Annotated in this window: 13 protein-coding genes; 10 read left to right on the plus strand and 3 right to left on the minus strand. The window is 66.5% G+C overall.

The window, feature by feature from the left end:
* Nucleotides 1–108 precede the first annotated feature (108 nt).
* The 9 genes from rsmG (at nucleotide 109) to rpmG (ending at nucleotide 11,208) form a co-directional block, all read left to right on the plus strand.
* The gene (gene rsmG, locus NMB96_RS07280; RefSeq protein ID WP_023905635.1) at nucleotides 109–747 is read left to right on the plus strand and encodes a 16S rRNA (guanine(527)-N(7))-methyltransferase RsmG; all 639 of its coding nucleotides are present in this window, start codon (nucleotides 109–111) and stop codon (nucleotides 745–747) included.
* A gap of 304 nt (nucleotides 748–1,051) precedes the next feature.
* On the plus strand, nucleotides 1,052–2,878 hold the full coding sequence (locus NMB96_RS07285) for a DUF885 domain-containing protein (protein WP_023905634.1): 1,827 nt from the start codon (nucleotides 1,052–1,054) through the stop codon (nucleotides 2,876–2,878).
* 422 nt (nucleotides 2,879–3,300) lie between these two features.
* Nucleotides 3,301–3,684, plus strand: coding sequence for a hypothetical protein (locus tag NMB96_RS07290; protein ID WP_023905633.1), 384 nt, complete (start codon nucleotides 3,301–3,303; stop codon nucleotides 3,682–3,684).
* Between the two features lie 55 nt (nucleotides 3,685–3,739).
* Nucleotides 3,740–5,011 carry a TolC family protein gene (locus NMB96_RS07295; protein WP_255086590.1) on the plus strand — a complete coding sequence of 424 codons (1,272 nt, stop codon included), beginning with the start codon at nucleotides 3,740–3,742 and terminating at the stop codon, nucleotides 5,009–5,011.
* A gap of 239 nt (nucleotides 5,012–5,250) precedes the next feature.
* A complete protein-coding gene (locus NMB96_RS07300) occupies nucleotides 5,251–6,531 on the plus strand; it encodes an efflux RND transporter periplasmic adaptor subunit (RefSeq protein ID WP_183086930.1) in 1,281 nt (426 codons plus the stop codon).
* Between the two features lie 138 nt (nucleotides 6,532–6,669).
* Complete coding sequence (locus NMB96_RS07305) at nucleotides 6,670–9,885, plus strand: efflux RND transporter permease subunit (protein ID WP_183086929.1); 3,216 nt, start codon at nucleotides 6,670–6,672, stop codon at nucleotides 9,883–9,885.
* Nucleotides 9,882–10,514, plus strand: coding sequence for a cation diffusion facilitator family transporter (locus NMB96_RS07310; protein ID WP_255086591.1), 633 nt, complete (start codon nucleotides 9,882–9,884; stop codon nucleotides 10,512–10,514). Before NMB96_RS07305 ends, NMB96_RS07310 begins: the two co-directional genes overlap by 4 nt.
* Nucleotides 10,515–10,790: 276 nt before the next feature.
* A complete protein-coding gene (rpmB, locus tag NMB96_RS07315; RefSeq protein WP_002809459.1) occupies nucleotides 10,791–11,027 on the plus strand; it encodes a 50S ribosomal protein L28 in 237 nt (78 codons plus the stop codon).
* 13 nt (nucleotides 11,028–11,040) lie between these two features.
* Complete coding sequence (gene rpmG, locus NMB96_RS07320) at nucleotides 11,041–11,208, plus strand: 50S ribosomal protein L33 (protein WP_002809462.1); 168 nt, start codon at nucleotides 11,041–11,043, stop codon at nucleotides 11,206–11,208.
* 352 nt (nucleotides 11,209–11,560) lie between these two features.
* On the opposite strand, the gene NMB96_RS07325 is transcribed toward rpmG, so the two are convergent.
* The 3 genes from NMB96_RS07325 to NMB96_RS07335 all read right to left on the minus strand — a co-directional run bounded on the left by NMB96_RS07325 (nucleotide 11,561) and on the right by NMB96_RS07335 (nucleotide 14,669).
* The gene (locus NMB96_RS07325) at nucleotides 11,561–12,583 is read right to left on the minus strand and encodes an amidohydrolase family protein (RefSeq protein WP_023905628.1); all 1,023 of its coding nucleotides are present in this window, start codon (nucleotides 12,581–12,583) and stop codon (nucleotides 11,561–11,563) included.
* A 366-nt stretch (nucleotides 12,584–12,949) separates the two neighbouring features.
* The gene (locus NMB96_RS07330; RefSeq protein WP_255086592.1) at nucleotides 12,950–14,005 is read right to left on the minus strand and encodes a 4-oxalomesaconate tautomerase; all 1,056 of its coding nucleotides are present in this window, start codon (nucleotides 14,003–14,005) and stop codon (nucleotides 12,950–12,952) included.
* Nucleotides 13,998–14,669, minus strand: coding sequence for a 4-carboxy-4-hydroxy-2-oxoadipate aldolase/oxaloacetate decarboxylase (locus NMB96_RS07335; RefSeq protein ID WP_023905626.1), 672 nt, complete (start codon nucleotides 14,667–14,669; stop codon nucleotides 13,998–14,000). The genes NMB96_RS07330 and NMB96_RS07335 overlap by 8 nt, the downstream gene beginning before the upstream one ends.
* Nucleotides 14,670–14,770: 101 nt before the next feature.
* Between NMB96_RS07335 and NMB96_RS07340 the strand changes: the two genes are divergently transcribed.
* Nucleotides 14,771–16,081, plus strand: a complete 1,311-nt coding sequence (locus NMB96_RS07340) for a LysR family transcriptional regulator (protein ID WP_255086593.1) — start codon at nucleotides 14,771–14,773, stop codon at nucleotides 16,079–16,081.
* Nucleotides 16,082–16,084: the final 3 nt, after the last annotated feature.

Raw genomic sequence — 16,084 nt, forward strand, 5'->3', positions numbered from 1 at the left:
GGCAAGTTCAAGTACGACGGCTTCCTGCCCGCGCGCCCACGTGCCGCGCATCGCCACCAAGCGCGGCACCCACGCACCTGCACGGCACCCAGCTGCGATAATCGCGCCATGAACGATGCCGCACTTCCCCCCGATGTAGCCGCCGCGCTGGCCAATGGCCTGCAGGCCCAATCCCTGGATGCGGCGTTTGCCGCGCCGCTGTTGCGTTACCTGACGCTGCTGGTGCGCTGGAACAAGACCTACAACCTCACCGCCGTGCGCGACCCGCGCGAGATGGTCACCCGCCATCTGCTCGATTCGCTGGCCATGCAGCCCTACATCGCCAGCGGCACCCTGGCCGATCTGGGCACTGGCCCCGGCCTGCCCGGCATCCCGCTGGCGATCACCCGCCCGCAGTTGCAGGTGACCCTGGTGGAAAGCAACGGCAAAAAAGCGCGCTTCATGCGCGAGGCCTTGCGTCACCTGGCGCTGGGCAATGCGCGCGTGGCCGAGTCGCGCGCCGAGGCGCTGGACGAGCCGGCCGCCTACGACCACCTCACCGCACGGGCGCTGGATACGCTGGCCGGCATCATCGCCGTCGGCGGCCACCTGTTGCGCCCGGGCGGCAGCCTGCTGGCGATGAAGGGCATCTACCCGCATGAGGAGATCGCCGCACTGCCCACAGGCTGGACGGTGGGCGAGGTGCACCCGCTGCAGGTGCCCGGCCTGGATGGCGAGCGGCATCTGGTGGTGGTGCGCAAGGCGTAGCGAAACCGGTGCATCAACCGCGCGCCGACACGCAGGCGCCTTCGGTGCGTTGGGTCGGCGCGTGGCAGCTTGGGCAGCGTATGTCAGGGTTGATTTACACCCGTCGTTGGGCGGTAGGTCGGCAGCTGGTTGTCCTCGCATTGTCTGAGCTATCGCAAGCGCCCGACTGCAAACGTTCAAACCTGCGGTTGCGGCAAACCGAACTGGACCAGTAGTCAGTCTCACGCTGGGACTTCCGGCCCATGGCAGCCGCCGCCCGGGCTGCCATGATCGAGCGTTCGATCCGAACGCAGGCCGCCCGCACGTGACATCTCCTCTCGCCGCCGCACTCTCGCTCGCCCTGCTGGGCGCAAGCTTCGCCGCCACCTCGGCGCAGGCCGCCGCACCGGCACCGGTGGCACCGCCTGCCACGCTGACCGCCGAGCGCCCCACCGATGCGCGCTTTCGCGCGATCTACGAAAAGGAATGGAGCTGGCGCCAGGCCGAGACCGGCCAGGCGGACGAAGACAGCGACACCACTGGCGACAACACCCATCTGCCCGATGTCGGCCCGGCCGCGCAGCAGGCGCGCCTGGCGATGTGGGACGGCGTGTTCAAGCAGCTCGATGGCATCGACCCGAAGCAGCTATCGCCCGCCAACCAGGTCAATTACGCCATCTATCGCCCGCAGGTGGAAAACCTCGCCGCCGAGGTACGCCTGCGCCTGTACGAGATGCCGTTCAATTCGGATAGCTCGTTCTGGTCCAACCTGGGCTTCATGGCGCAGCGGCCGATGAAAACCGCTGCCGAGTACCGCGCCTATATCGCGCGCCTCAACGATGTGCCGCGCTACTTCGACCAGCAGACCGCCAACATGCGCGCCGGCCTGGCACGCGGTTTCAGCGTGCCGCGCGCGGTGCTCGATGGCCGCGATGTCTCCATCGCCACCGTCGCCGAGGTCAAGGACCCCACCGAGTCGACGTTCTACGCACCGTTCAAGCAGCTGCCGGCGCAGATCCCGGCCGCCGAACAGGCGCAATTGCGCGAACAGGCCAAAACCGCGCTGAGCACCGCGGTGCTGCCGGCCTACGCCAAGCTGCTGAGCTTCTTCCGCAACGACTACATGCCCAAGGCGCGCACCACGCTGGCGGCCGAAGCGCTGCCCGACGGCAAGGCGTTCTATCGCCAGCAGATCCGCGAATACACCACGCTGGAACTGACCCCGGAGCAGATCCACAAGATTGGCCTGGACGAGGTGGCACGCATCCAGGCGCAGATGGACGCGATCATCAAGCAGGTCGGCTTCAAGGGCAGCTTCGCGCAGTTCCTGGCCTTCCTGCGTACCGATCCGCAGTTCTACGCCAAGACCCCGCAGGAGTTGCTCGATCGCGCCGCGTGGATCTCCAAGCGCGTGGACGGGCAGGTCGGCAAGTTCATTGGAACGCTGCCGCGCGGGCGCTTCACCATCAAGCCGGTGCCGGACGATATCGCGCCGTTCTGGACTGCCGGGCGCGGTGGCGCCACCACGTACTGGGTCAATACCTACAACCTGCCATCGCGGCCGCTGTACAACCTGCCGGCGCTGACCCTGCACGAGTCCTCGCCCGGGCATTCGCTGCAGGGCTCGTTGGCGCTGGAGCAGGGCGACCAGCCGGCGTTCCGCCGCGAAAACTACATCTCCGCCTATGGCGAGGGCTGGGCGCTGTACACCGAAAAGCTCGGCCAGGAGATGGGCATCTACGAGACCCCGTATGAAGAATTCGGCCGGCTCACCTATGAAATGTGGCGCGCCTGCCGGCTGGTGATCGACACCGGCGTGCATCACGACGGCTGGAGCCGCGACCAGGCGCTGGCCTACCTGCGCGACCGCACCGCACTGAGCGAGCACGAGGTCACCACCGAGGTGGACCGCTACATCTCCTGGCCCGGCCAGGCGCTGAGCTACAAGCTGGGCGAGATCAGCATCGTCAAGCTGCGTGCCGAGGCCGAAAAGGAGTTGGGCGAGCGTTTCGACATCAAGGCCTTCCACGACGCGGTGTTGAAGCAGGGCTCGGTGACCTTGCCGGTGTTGGAGCAGCAGGTGCGGGCGTTTATCGCCGAGAGCAAGGCGCGCCCGGTCGACGCCAAGCCGGCCCGCAACGCGGCGCTGTGATGCCCTGGGGCATTTGGAGCGGCTGACAGCACCACCTTTAGAGCGGCTGGTTTTTGATTTGGCTGCAGGGCCCTCGCCCGCCCACCATCGCGGGACACGCTGCAAGTACGTCCTTGTAAGCTCTTACGCGGCATCCATGCCGCGTAAGGTCCCGCGACGGTGGGCGGGCAAGGACCAGTCGAGTTGGTCTGTGTGCATGGCTTTAAAAAAGCCGCCGACTAACTCTCTGGTGCGGTGTCCTCGCCGATTGCGGGACCGTTGGCTGCAAAGATGCCGCCATTGAGCCCCTAGTGACAGGTTCACGGCGTGTCCCGCAAGCGGCGAGGGCACCGCGCCCTCGACTAACTAAGCTTTTGACCTGAGCTTCCTATTAAGCCGTGCATGCGATTGTGTAACTACCCCGGCCCCGATACGCTGCGCCCATGTTGCTTCGCCGCGCCCGCCTGTTGCACCCGTTGCTGCGCCTGATGGCGCTGGCGGTGCTGGTCATGGGCGTGCTGGTGGCACCGGTGGCTTGCGCGCTGGGCGATGTGCATGCGCTGGCCCACGACCAGATGCATCTGGAAGACACCGCACCGCACGGCCATGATGGTGCCGACGAAGGCGATGCCGGCGAGCGCGATGGTGCCGGCCTGATGCACGCCCTGATGCACAGCGGCTACTGCCACGGCCAGAATCCGGCGGTGTTGCCGGCGCTGGCCTGGCTGCCGCTGTCCACGCATACGCAGGCCCAGCCTGTGGCCGTCTTCGCGCACTACCGCTCGCAACTGAGCGAGACCGGATTGCGTCCTCCGATCGCGGCCTGATGCATCGCCGGCAGCTGCCGGCCTGTCCATCGATCCCGATTCCGGAGACACCCTCATGTGGTTGCGACTGACGGCACTTGCCGTCTTCGCGGTCGTGCCGTGCGCCATGGCGCAGGACGTACCGCCCAAACCCGTGCTGACCCTGGACGACGCCATTGCGCGCGTCGCCTGGCAGCACCCCGATCTGCGCCTGGCCGATGGTCAGCGCGCGGTCCTCACCGCCGAAGCCGAGCGCGACGCATTGCGCCCGCCATTGCGTATCGGCGCCGAACTGGAAAACGTGTTCGGCACCGGCCCGACCCGCGCGCTGGACCAGGCCGAACTCACCGTCACCCTGGCCGGCGTGCTGGAACGCGGCGGCAAGCTCGACGCGCGCCGCACGCTGGCCCAGGCACGCATCGACGCGCTGGCGCCGCAGCGGGCGCTGGCGCGGCTGGACGTGCTGGCCGAAGTGGCCCGGCGCTATCTGGCCATCGGCATGGCCGCGCAGCGGCATGCGGTCGCTCTGGAAACGCTTGCCCAGCGCCAGCGCACCGTCAGTGCCGCGCGTCAGCGGCTGCAGGCCGGCGCCTCGCCTGAATCGGTCGTGCTGACCGCGCAGGCCTTGCAGGCGCGCGCGGAGCTGGAGCGCGACCGCGCGCAGCAGGAACTGCTGGCGGCACGTCGCCAGCTGGCGGTGTTGTGGGGGCAGCGCACGCCGGACTTCGGCGATGTCACCGGCGACCCGCTGCAGTTGCCGGCCATTCCCGAGTTCGAGGTGTTGGCGCAGCTGCTCGATGCCACGCCCGAGCTGGCGCGCTTGAACGGCGAGCAGCGCGTGCGCGAGGCGCGGGTGCGCCTGGCACGCAGCCAGGCGCGCCCGGATCTGGATTGGCAGGTGGGCGTGCGCCGGCTCGAGGGCAACGACGCCACTGCGCTGCTCGGCAGCGTCTCGCTGGCCCTGGGCAGCGCCGCGCGCGCGCAACCGGAGATCCGCGCCGCCGAGGCGGAGCTGTCGCTGCTGGACATTGAGCGGCAATCGCAGGCCTTGGTGCTGTACACCACGCTGGCCGATGCGCATGGCCGCTATCGCGCTGCGCAGCTGGAAGTGACGCGCATGCGCAGCGACGTGCTGCCCGCACTTGCGCGCGCCGATGCCGCTGCCGAGCGCGCGTATCGCGCCGGTGCCACCAGCTATCTGGACTGGGCGCAACTGCAGGCGCAGCGCAGTGATGCACGCCAGCAGCAATTGGCCGCGGCACTGGAAGCGCAGACCGCGTTGATCGAGATTCAGCGCTTGACCGGGCAGCCGTTTGTGGTCGACAGCGCTGCGCAGGTGGGGCCATGAGCGCTACGTCCGTTGCGTATTTTCGCCCTGACTGCATGCCTCGGCCTGGATCTGCTGCGCCGGTATCGGTATCGGTATCGGTATCGGTATCGGCATTCGCAGCCGCATTCGCAACCGCATCGGCATCCAGCAGTCGCCAAGCGATGCTCGCGCCTACCGCGCCGACTGCGGATCCAGCACAGACCATCTTCGTTCGTTCGCCCGACGCACTGCGCCGGCGCCAACCAGGACCAATTTCGATGAAACGTTTTTTGATTGCGCCGCTTGTGCTGGCGCTGCTGCTGAGCGGCTGCGGCGGCAACAGCGGCAACAGCGGCAACAGCGAAGAAGCCCATGACCACGCAACGCCCGGTGCCGAGGGTGAAGCCGACGCCCATGGCGAAGAAGCCGAGAAAGGCGCACACGGCGGGCGCCTGCTCGAACAGGACGGCGACAGCGTGGAGCTGGCCATTGCCGAAGACGGCACGCCACCCACGTACCAAGCCTGGCTGTATCGCGACGGCAAACCATTACCGCCCAGCGCCGGCAGTGTGGAGGTGCGTTTGACCCGGCTCGGCGGCATCAATGAAGTGCATCGTTTGCGTGCACGTGACGATGGCAGCCTGTTGGCCGACAGCACGGTGGGCGAGCCGCATTCGTTCGATGTGGAGGTGCGCGCCACCGTGCAGGGCAAGTCGCATCGCTGGGCCTATCCCAGCTATGAAGGCCGTACCACCATCGCGGGGAAGATCGCGCAGGATGCCGGCATTCGTGTCGCAGCCGTTGGCCCCGGCAGCATCGCCGACCAGCACGAAGTGCAAGGCCTGCTGACGCCGGCAGAAGGTGCGCAGGCGCAGGCTACCGCACGCTTCCCCGGGCCGGTGCGCAGCTTGCGCGTCAATGTCGGCGACCAGGTGCGCGCCGGTCAGGTGCTGGCCACGGTGGAGAGCAATCTGAGTCTGACTACCTATTCGGTCAGCGCGCCGATTAGCGGCACCGTGCTGGCCCGCAACGCCAGCCTGGGCAGCAATGCGGGCGAAGGCCAGGTGTTGTTCGAGATCGCGGACCTGTCGAGCTTGTGGGTGGATCTGCACATCTTCGGTGCCGATGCGGGGCACATCACCGCCGGCGCACCGGTGACGGTGACGCGCATCAGTGATGGCGTGGTGGCGCAGACCACGTTGGAGCGCGTGTTGCCGGGTACGGCCACGGCGAGTCAGAGCACGGTGGCGCGCGCGGTGCTGCGCAACAGCGATGGCTTATGGCGGCCGGGCTCTGCAGTGAAGGCGCGGGTGACGGTGGCGCAGCAGCCAGCGGCGATGGTGGTGCCGGTGGGGGCGTTGCAGCAGTTCCGCGACTGGGAGGTGGTGTTCGTGCGGGTGGGCGATGTCTACGAGGTGCGGCCGGTGAAACTGGGCGCGCGCGATGCGCAGCAGGTGGAGGTGGTGTCGGGTTTGGCGGCGGGTGATGCGGTGGTGGTGGAGCAGAGTTATCTGGTCAAAGCGGATATCGAGAAGTCGGGGGCGTCGCATGATCATTGATCAGCGTGTTTCCGGTTTGATTCGACGTCGACCGCACGTGCGTGCTTGCGAGTGGCTCTTCTCTGCGCTTTTAAGCGACGCTCCTGGTAAGCGCGGGTGCGGCGATCTCCTCGGTCATCGTGCGTGGAGGTGGGCGTCATGCTGACCAACATCATTCGGTTCGCGATCGCGCAGCGGTGGTTGATGCTGGCGTTGACGGGGGTGTTGATTGCGATCGGGGCATGGAGTTTTTCGCGGTTGCCGATCGATGCCACGCCGGATATCACCAATGTGCAGGTACAGGTCAATACCGCCGCGCCGGGGTATTCGCCGTTGGAATCGGAGCAGCGGGTGACGTTTCCGCTGGAGACGGTGCTGGCAGGATTACCGGGCCTGGAGTCCACGCGCTCGTTGTCGCGCTATGGCTTGTCGCAGGTCACCGCCGTGTTCGCCGATGGCACGGATCTGTATTTTGCGCGGCAGCAGGTGGCCGAGCGGCTGCAGCAGGTCAAGTCGCAATTGCCGGCCGATCTGGAGCCGCAGCTGGGGCCGATCGCGACCGGGCTGGGCGAGATCTTCATGTATACGGTGGAAGCCAAGCCGAATGCGCGCAAGCCCGATGGCAGCGCATGGACGGCCACCGATCTGCGCACCCTGCAGGACTGGGTGGTACGCCCGCAGTTGCGCAATGTGCCCGGCGTCACCGAGGTCAATACCATCGGCGGCTATGCGCGGCAGATCCATATCACGCCGGATCCGGCGCGCCTGGTGGCGTTGGGTTTTACGCTGGACGATGTAGCGCAGGCAGTGGAAGCCAATAACCGCAATATCGGTGCCGGCTATATCGAGCGCAACGGCCAGCAGTTTCTGGTGCGGGTGCCGGGGCAGGTGGACGATATCGCGCAGATCGGCGCAATTGTGCTGGATCGGCGCGAAGGTGTGCCGATCCGGGTGCGCGATGTGGCGCAGGTCGGCGAGGGCCGCGAGTTGCGCACCGGTGCAGCCACGCAAGATGGCACCGAAGTGGTGCTCGGCACGGTGTTCATGCTGGTCGGCGCCAATAGCCGCACCGTGGCGCAAGCGGCCGCGCAGCGCCTGGAACTGGCCAATGCCAGCTTGCCGGCCGGCGTGCAGGCAGTACCGGTCTACGACCGCACCGCGTTGGTGGACCGCACCATCGTCACCGTCGCCAAGAACCTGATCGAAGGCGCCTTGCTGGTGATCGTGGTGTTGTTCCTGCTGTTGGGCAATGTGCGTGCGGCCTTGATCACCGCGGCGGTGATTCCGTTGGCGATGTTGTTCACGCTCACCGGCATGGTGCGCGGTGGCGTATCCGGCAATCTGATGAGTCTGGGCGCGCTGGATTTCGGCTTGATCGTCGATGGCGCGGTAATCATCGTGGAGAACTGTTTGCGCCGCTTCGGCGAAGCGCAGTTGCGTCTTGGGCGTGTGCTCGAGCGCGACGAGCGTTTCGAACTCACTGCCGAAGCCACCGCAGAGGTGATCCGTCCCAGCCTGTTCGGGTTGGGCATCATCACCGCGGTGTATCTGCCGGTGTTCGCGCTCACCGGCATCGAAGGCAAGATGTTCCATCCGATGGCGATCACCGTGGTGCTGGCGCTCAGCGGTGCGATGCTGCTGTCGCTGACCTTCGTGCCGGCGGCGATCGCGTTGTTGCTCGGTGGCAAGGTGGCCGAGCACGAAAACCGTGCGATGCGTTGGGCGCGTCGCGTGTACGCGCCCCTGCTCGATCGCGCGCTGCGTCACGGCCGTTTGGTCGGCATTGGCGCAGTGGTAGCGGTGGTGGTGTGTGCGGTGTTGGCCACCCGCCTGGGCAGCGAGTTCATTCCGAACCTGGACGAAGGCGATATCGCGCTGCATGCCTTGCGTATTCCCGGCACCAGCCTGGAACAGGCCATCACCATGCAATCCACGCTGGAAAAACGCATCAAGCAGTTTCCGGAAGTGGCGCATGTGTTCGGCAAGCTTGGCACTGCCGAAGTGGCGACCGATCCGATGCCGCCATCGGTGGCCGATACCTTCTTGATCATGCATCCACGCGAGCGATGGCCGGACCCGCGCAAGCCCAAGGCGCAATTGGTGGCCGAGATCGAGCAGGCGGTGAAGCAATTGCCCGGCAACAACTACGAGTTCACCCAGCCGATCCAGATGCGCATGAACGAGCTGATCTCCGGCGTGCGTGCTGACGTGGCGATCAAGGTGTACGGCGATGATCTGGACACGTTGGTCAAGCTGGGACAGCGCGTGCAGGAAGTCGCCAGCACGGTGCCGGGCGCGGCCGACGTGAGCCTGGAGCAGGCCACCGGCTTGCCGATGCTGGCGGTGGTGCCCGATCGCGCCGCGCTGGCCGGGTACGGGCTCAATCCCGGCGTGGTGCAGGACACGGTGTCGGCGGCGGTGGGTGGGCAGGCGGCCGGGCAGTTGTTCGAAGGCGACCGCCGTTTCGACATCGTGGTGCGCCTGCCGGAAGGCCTGCGTCAGGATCCCACCGCCTTGGCCGATCTGCCGATCCCGCTGCGTGGCGATGGCGAGCGCGCCGATGTCGACGAGTCCAGCCGCGCGGCCGGTTGGCGTAGCGGCGAACCGACCACGGTGCCGCTGCGTGAGGTCGCAAAGGTCGAAACCGTGCTCGGGCCTAACCAGATCAATCGCGAAGACGGCAAGCGCCGCATCGTGATCACCGCAAACGTGCGCGACCGCGATCTGGGTGGATTCGTCGCCGAAGTGCAGCGGCGCGTGCAGGCCGAGGTGGTGCTGCCGACCGGGTACTGGATCGGCTACGGCGGCACCTTCGAGCAACTGATCTCCGCCGGCCAGCGCCTGGCCTGGGTGGTGCCGGGCACCTTGTTGCTGATCTTCGCGCTGCTGTATTGGTCATTCGGCTCGCTGCGCGATGCGCTGGTGGTATTCAGCGGTGTGCCGCTGGCATTGACCGGCGGTGTGGTCGCATTGGCACTGCGCGATCTGGCGTTGTCGATCTCCGCGGGCGTCGGTTTCATCGCGTTGTCGGGCGTGGCGGTGCTCAACGGCCTGGTGATGATCGCTTTCGTGCGCAGCTTGCGGGCCGAGGGTATGTCGCTGGAGCAGGCGCTGCGCGAAGGCGCACTGAGCCGCCTGCGCCCGGTGCTGATGACCGCGTTGGTGGCCGCACTGGGTTTCGTGCCGATGGCCTTCAACGTCGGCGCCGGTGCCGAGGTGCAGCGCCCGCTGGCCACGGTGGTGATCGGCGGCATCGTCTCGTCCACGCTGCTGACCTTGCTGGTGTTGCCGGTGCTGTATCGCTGGCTGCATCGCGAGCGGGCGGGGCGATCCGGACCGGTTATCGCGGCAACGCCGCAGGCAGGCACGCCATGAGCGCGTCCTGTTGCGGGTGCGGCAAGACCCTGGATGTGGCCGCAATGCAGGCCCGTCAGCGGCGCGTGCTGTGGTGGGTGTTGACGATCAATGCCGGCAGCTTTGCGCTGATGCTTGCCGGCGCGCTGCATAGTGGCGCCGCTTCGCTGCTGTCCGGCAGCCTGGATAACCTGGGCGATGCGCTGACCTATGCATTGAGCCTGGCGGTGGTGGGCGCCAGCCTGGCGGCCAAGGCGCGGGTCGCCTTGCTCAAGGCCGGGTTGATCCTGCTGGCGGCGCTGGCGGTGGCCGCCGAGATCGGCTGGAAGCTGGCCCACCCGCAGCTGCCGCTGTTTCAGAGCATGGGGCTGGTGGCCGCGCTGAATTTTGCCGCCAATCTGGTGTGTTTGCGCCTGCTATGGCCGTACCGTAACGGCGACATCAACCTGGCCTCGGCCTGGGCCTGTTCGCGCAATGATGTCTACGAAGGCCTTGCGGTGCTGGCTGCCAGTGCGGCGGTGTGGGCGTTCGGCAGCGGCTGGCCCGACCTGGTGATCGCGGTGGCATTGCTGCTGCTGTTCCTGCGCTCGGCCTGGCAGGTGGCGCGCGGCGCATGGGCAGAACTGCATCGGGTCGCTGCGCTGACGTAGGGAGTGGGAGGTTGATCGACCACCGCCGTCGGGCCAGGTGCCGACAGCGGTGGGTTAGCGGGCGAGTGCTGTAAGTGCTTGCGGCACAAAGGAAAGCCGTGCATAATGCGCGGCTCGCTGTGCCCGGATCGCTCCGGATGGCGGCACCCAGCGCGATGGGGTTGCCGGCTCGTTCCCAGCGTAAGTTCTTGATTCCCAACGTTGCGTGGCAGCCTAGCGCTGTCGGGGCCGCCGCTCCCCAGGCTATGGGTGGCAATTCATTTATCGAGGTGCGTAATGTCCCGCGTATGCCAAGTGTCCGGCAAGCGTGTGCAGACGGGTAACAACGTCTCCCACGCAAACAACAGAACCCGTCGTCGCTTCCTGCCCAACTTGCACGAGCGCCGCTTCTGGGTCGCCAGCGAGAACCGCTGGGTGAAGCTTCGTGTCTCCGCGCATGCATTGCGCACCATCGACAAGAACGGGATTGATGCCGTTCTGAAAGAGCTGCGTGCGCGCGGCGAAAAGGTCTGAGGAGTAAGCAGTCATGGCAAAAGGCAAGCGTGACAAGATTCGTATGATTTCCTCGGCCGCTACCGGCCACTTCTACACCACGGATAAGAACAAGAAAAACACTCCGGGGAAGATGGAAATGATGAAATACGACCCGGTCGTGCGTAAGCACGTGATGTACAAGGAAGGCAAGATCAAGTAATCCACCGATTACACGATTTGCATCCAAGCAAACACCCGCCGAAAGGCGGGTGTTTGCGTTTGTGGGGTGTGTTGCGGGTTTTATCGCAACCAAGGTTTTAATCCGCACACTTTCTGGGCCAATACAACTCGGCGGACTGCATCCCTCTCCCTGCGGGGCGAGAAGGCACGGCTTGCGCGCCACTGGCGCGCGTGCCTTGGAGCGCCCGCGCCGCAAGCGCGGGCCGGGGCGCGGAGCGGGGGTAGGGGTGAGGGTACGGGGCGAAGCCACTCGCAATAGTTTTAGTTCCAGAGGCTTCGCCCGTACCCTCATCCGCCCCTGCGGGGCACCTTCTCCCGGAGGGAGAAGGAGATTACATCCCGCGTGCGCGCAGTTGCGCATCCAGGCGCGGATACACCCGCCTGGCATTGCCTTCGAACACCTTGCGCTTGTCTGCATCGGAGATTGCCAATGCATCGATGTAGCGCTTGGTGTCGTCGAAATACTGACCGGTCTGCGGGTCGATGCCGCGCACCGCGCCGACCATCTCCGAGCCGAACAGGATGTTGTCGATGTCGATCACCTCGAACAACAGGTCGATGCCAGGTTGGTGATACACGCAGGTATCGAAGAACACATTGCGCATCACATGTGTGGACAGCGGCGGCTTACCGAGCATGTCGGCCAGGCCACGGAAGCGGCCCCAGTGATACGGCACCGCGCCACCACCGTGCGGGATGATGAAGCGCAAGTCGGGAAAGTCGCTGAAAAGATCGCCTTCGAGAAACTGCATGAAGGCCGTCGTGTCGGCGTTGAGATAATGCGCGCCGGTGGCGTGGAAATTGGCGTTGCAACTGCCGGACACGTGCACCATGGCCGGCACGTCGAGCTCGACCATTTTTTCGAAGAGCGGATACCAGGCGCGGTCTGTCAGCGGCACGCCGGTCCAGTGGCCGCCGGACGGGTCGGGATTGAGATTGCAGCCGACAAACCCGAGCTCGCTGACGCAACGCTCCAGCTCGGCGATCGAGTGCGCGATCGCCACGCCCGGCGATTGCGGCAACTGGCACACGCCGATGAAGGTGTGCGGATACAGCTGCACCACGCGTGCGATCAGGTCGTTGCAATGCCGCGTCCAGATCTGGCTCACCGCCTCGTTGCCGATGTGGTGTGCCATGGTGCTGGCGCGTGGCGAAAAAATCGTCATGTCCGCGCCGCGCTCGCGCAGCAGCCGCAGTTGATGCTGCTCGATGCTTTCGCGCAATGCGTCGTCGGAGATCTGCGGATAGATCGGTGCCGGCAACTGCGGGTCGTCGTAGTGTGCGATCTGCGCCTTGCGGAAGGCGTCATGTGCAGCGGGCGCGGTGGTGTAGTGGCCGTGGCAGTCGATGATCATGAGAATGCTCGTTGAGGTGCGCAGAACGCGCTACGCATCCGACCGATAGATGTGCAGTGCGCATGTGGACGGATGTCTGGATTCGGATGCATGGGCCTTGGAGCGATGCAGCTCCGCGTATGCACTGCCATCGGTCTGCAGTTGTCGGCGAAGCAATGCATCGCACCCGGGCGAACCGGAATGCCGCGCTGATATCGGGCGGGTAGCCCGAAAAGCGAATCGCGTTGCTGGAGTGCGCAGAGAACGCGCCACGCGCGATCGTGAGTAGCTGGCACGCAGACTGCAGCACGCAGCACACCACGCAGCAACGCCCCGGGTTCAAGCCAGCGCGATGCCGGCTTACGCATCGCAGGCTGGCAGCCGCGCTCAAGCAAACAGTTCACCATCGAACAGTTTGCGTGCGGTGCGCAGCACGGCGGTACGCACCACCTCACCGTGCGCATCGAGCCTGATGACACAGCTGCTCGCACCGCTCGGATGTTCCACATCCAGCTGCTGTGTAGTGCCGCCAGGCAATTGCGCCAGCGCATGCGCGGGAGCGCCGGGCAGCAGGCAGGCAGTGGCGACGGTGACCGCGCCCAGCACGCCGATCGAGGCATGGCAGCGGTGCGGAATGAATGAGCGCACGCTGATCGCGCCGCCGTTGCGCGGTGCGGCGACCAGCATCATTTTCGGCACGGTGGCAGCGGTGACATCGCCCAGCCGCATCAACGGGCCGGCCTGCAGGCGAATCGATTCCAGGCGGGCTTTCAGTGCCTGGTCTGCATCGAGCGTGGCGCGGTCTTCGTAGCCGCTGATGCCGAGATCGCTGGCGCGCAGCACCACGCAGGGCATGCCGTTGTCGATCAGGGTGACCTCTACGTCGTCGAGCGTCTGCACCGCATGGCCGGTCGGCAGCAACGCACCACACGAAGAGCCGGCGATCTCGGCAAACGCCAGCGCAATCGGCGCAGCGGTGCCGGGCACGCCGTCGATGCGGGCATCGCCGTCGTAACGCACCTGGCCGCCGGGCGTCTGCACGGTGGCGGTGGCCAGCGTGTTGGTATTGCGCATGAAGATGCGCACGTCGGTTTCGCCATCGTGCGCGGGCAATAAGCCGCGTTCCAAGGCGAAGGGGGCGACGCCAGCGAGCATGTTGCCGCAGTTCTGCGCGTCGCTGACCTGCGCCTGTTCCACCGACACCTGCAGGAACAGATAGTCCACGTCGGCATCGGCACGCGTGGAGCGCGACACCACCGCGACCTTGGAGGTGAGCGGGTCGGCGCCACCCATGCCATCGATCTGGCGCAGATCCGGCGAACCGTAGGCGCGCAGCAGAAACGCATCGCGTGTGGCGCGATCGCCGGGCAACTCGTCGGCCAGAAAAAAGCCGCCCTTGGAGGTGCCGCCGCGCATCCACATCGCGCGTACGTGCTCAGACATAGCGCAGGCCTTTGGCCGCCAGGCGTTCGCGCATGGCGTAGATGTCCAGGCCCAGTTCGCCGCTGGCAAGACGGTCGCGTTTGATCAGCTCGCGCGCTTCGCGTGCCTGCGCTTCAGCCAGCACCTGCGCTGCAGTGGCGCGCGGCACCACGCAGACACCGTCGTCGTCGGCCACCACCACATCGCCCGGCTGCACCAGCGCACCGGCGCAGACCAGCGGCACGTTGACCGAGCCCAGCGTCTCCTTGATGGTGCCCTGCGCGCAGATGGCACGGCTCCATGCGGGGAACTGCATGGCAGTGAGATCGCGCACGTCGCGCACGCCGGCATCGATGATCAGCCCGCGGCAGCCGCGCGCCTGCGCCGAGGTGGCCAGCAGGTCGCCGAAGTAGCCGTCGCAGCAGTCGCTGGTCGGCGCCACCACCAGCACGTCGCCGGGCTGCAGTTGCTCGATGGCCACATGCATCATCCAGTTGTCGCCGGGCGGAATCGACACCGTGACCGCAGTGCCGGCAACACGGCAGCCGGCGTAGATCGGGCGCAGGCGGTGATGCAGCAGGCCGCTGCGCCCCTGCGCCTCGTGCACGGTGGCCACGCCGGCTTGCGCGAGCCCATCCACGATGGCCAGCGGGGTGCGCTCGATCCGGGTGACGACCTGGCTCATCCATCCATCCTCGTTAGGGGTGTGCTGAGTCTGTGCGCCGATCGCCTGATGGCTCAAGATTCATTTGAGGTATGCATATTGGTTTTGCTTATAGTTAGAGCATGCCGCCAATTCTGGAACCGAACCTACGCCATCTGTACGCCCTGGTCGTGGTGCACCGGCTGGGCAGCGTCAGCGCGGCCGCGCCGCAGGTGAATCTGTCGCAGCCGGCGTTGACGCAGGCAATCGCGCGGCTGGAACAGCAGCTCGGGGTGCGCCTGTTCGATCGGCATCCGGGCGGCATGGTCGCCACCGAGGCCACGCAGCTGCTGGTGCCGCGCATTGAACGTGCGTTGGAGCAACTGGGCCGTGGCATCCGGGTGGCGCGGCGTGCGCTGCGGCTGCCGACACGCCCGGGGCTGGAGCGGCGGGTCTCGTTGGGGCAGTTGCAGGCGTTGATCGCGGTGGATGTGGCGGGCAGTTATTCGCTGGCGGCGGCGCGCGCCGGGGTCTCGCAGCCGGCGATCTACCGTGCGGTGCAGGCGCTGGCCGAGGTGATCGAGGTGCCGCTGACGGTGCGTCGCGGCAAGACCATGCAGCCCACGCCGGTGGCAGTGCGGCTGTTGCGGCAGGTGCGGCTGGCGCTGGCCGAGCTGCGCGCCGGGCTGGACGAAGTGGCTGCGCTGCGCTCGCAGCACGCCGGCCGGCTCACGCTGGGGGTGATGCCGTTGGCGCGGGCGATCCTGCTGCCGCAGGTGCTGGCGCGCTTTGTGCGCGCGCATCCTGGTGCCAGCGTCAACGTGGTCGAAGGTCCGTATGCCGAATTGCTGGCGCATCTGCGCGATGGCGAGCTGGATCTGTTGATCGGTGCGCTGCGTGAGCCCTTGCCGGTGCGCGATGTGCTGCAGGAGCCGTTGTTCGACGACGAACCAGTGATCGTGGCGCGCAGCGGGCATCCGCTGGCCGGGCAGGCCTATGCGTTCGCGCAATTGCTGGAGTACCCCTGGGTGATCGCCACCACCGGCACGCCGGTGCGCGCGCGCTGGGAGCAGATGTTTCGCGATCAGAGCATCGAACCGCCTGCGCTGCGCATCGAATGCGGCGCGGAGCTGACCATCCGTGGGCTGCTGCTGGAAGACGATTGGCTCACGCTCATGTCGCGCGACCAGTTTCTGTTCGAGCGCCGCGCCGGGTTGCTGTGCGAGATCGGCGCCACCGGGCCGCAGCTGCGTCGCCAGATCGGCATGACGCTGCGCAGCGACTGGCATCCCACCCGCGCGCAGTCGGCGTTCGTGCAGACGCTGCGGCAGGTTTGCGCCGAGCGCGTGCAGCCGGCCGATGCGCATGGTGGACCGTTTCGCTATTGCGCGCCGATCAGCGGCATCGCGCCGTTGCGTTCACACGCGGCGCAGTCAGAATCGGAGTCTTCTTGAGAA

The sequence above is a fragment of the Xanthomonas hortorum genome, from assembly GCF_024339125.1.
Taxonomy (GTDB): domain Bacteria; phylum Pseudomonadota; class Gammaproteobacteria; order Xanthomonadales; family Xanthomonadaceae; genus Xanthomonas; species Xanthomonas hortorum.

Excerpts from the sequence above, each read along its gene's own strand:
- rsmG (WP_023905635.1), top strand. The coding sequence starts at position 109 with ATGAACGATGCCGCACTTCCCCCCGATGTAGCCGCCGCGCTGGCCAAT.
- NMB96_RS07290 (WP_023905633.1), top strand. The coding sequence starts at position 3,301 with ATGTTGCTTCGCCGCGCCCGCCTGTTGCACCCGTTGCTGCGCCTGATG.
- NMB96_RS07295 (WP_255086590.1), top strand. The coding sequence starts at position 3,740 with ATGTGGTTGCGACTGACGGCACTTGCCGTCTTCGCGGTCGTGCCGTGC.
- NMB96_RS07300 (WP_183086930.1), top strand. The coding sequence starts at position 5,251 with ATGAAACGTTTTTTGATTGCGCCGCTTGTGCTGGCGCTGCTGCTGAGC.
- NMB96_RS07305 (WP_183086929.1), top strand. The coding sequence starts at position 6,670 with ATGCTGACCAACATCATTCGGTTCGCGATCGCGCAGCGGTGGTTGATG.
- NMB96_RS07310 (WP_255086591.1), top strand. The coding sequence starts at position 9,882 with ATGAGCGCGTCCTGTTGCGGGTGCGGCAAGACCCTGGATGTGGCCGCA.
- rpmB (WP_002809459.1), top strand. The coding sequence starts at position 10,791 with ATGTCCCGCGTATGCCAAGTGTCCGGCAAGCGTGTGCAGACGGGTAAC.
- rpmG (WP_002809462.1), top strand. The coding sequence starts at position 11,041 with ATGGCAAAAGGCAAGCGTGACAAGATTCGTATGATTTCCTCGGCCGCT.
- NMB96_RS07325 (WP_023905628.1), bottom strand. The coding sequence starts at position 12,583 with ATGATCATCGACTGCCACGGCCACTACACCACCGCGCCCGCTGCACAT.
- NMB96_RS07330 (WP_255086592.1), bottom strand. The coding sequence starts at position 14,005 with ATGTCTGAGCACGTACGCGCGATGTGGATGCGCGGCGGCACCTCCAAG.
- NMB96_RS07335 (WP_023905626.1), bottom strand. The coding sequence starts at position 14,669 with ATGAGCCAGGTCGTCACCCGGATCGAGCGCACCCCGCTGGCCATCGTG.
- NMB96_RS07340 (WP_255086593.1), top strand. The coding sequence starts at position 14,771 with ATGCCGCCAATTCTGGAACCGAACCTACGCCATCTGTACGCCCTGGTC.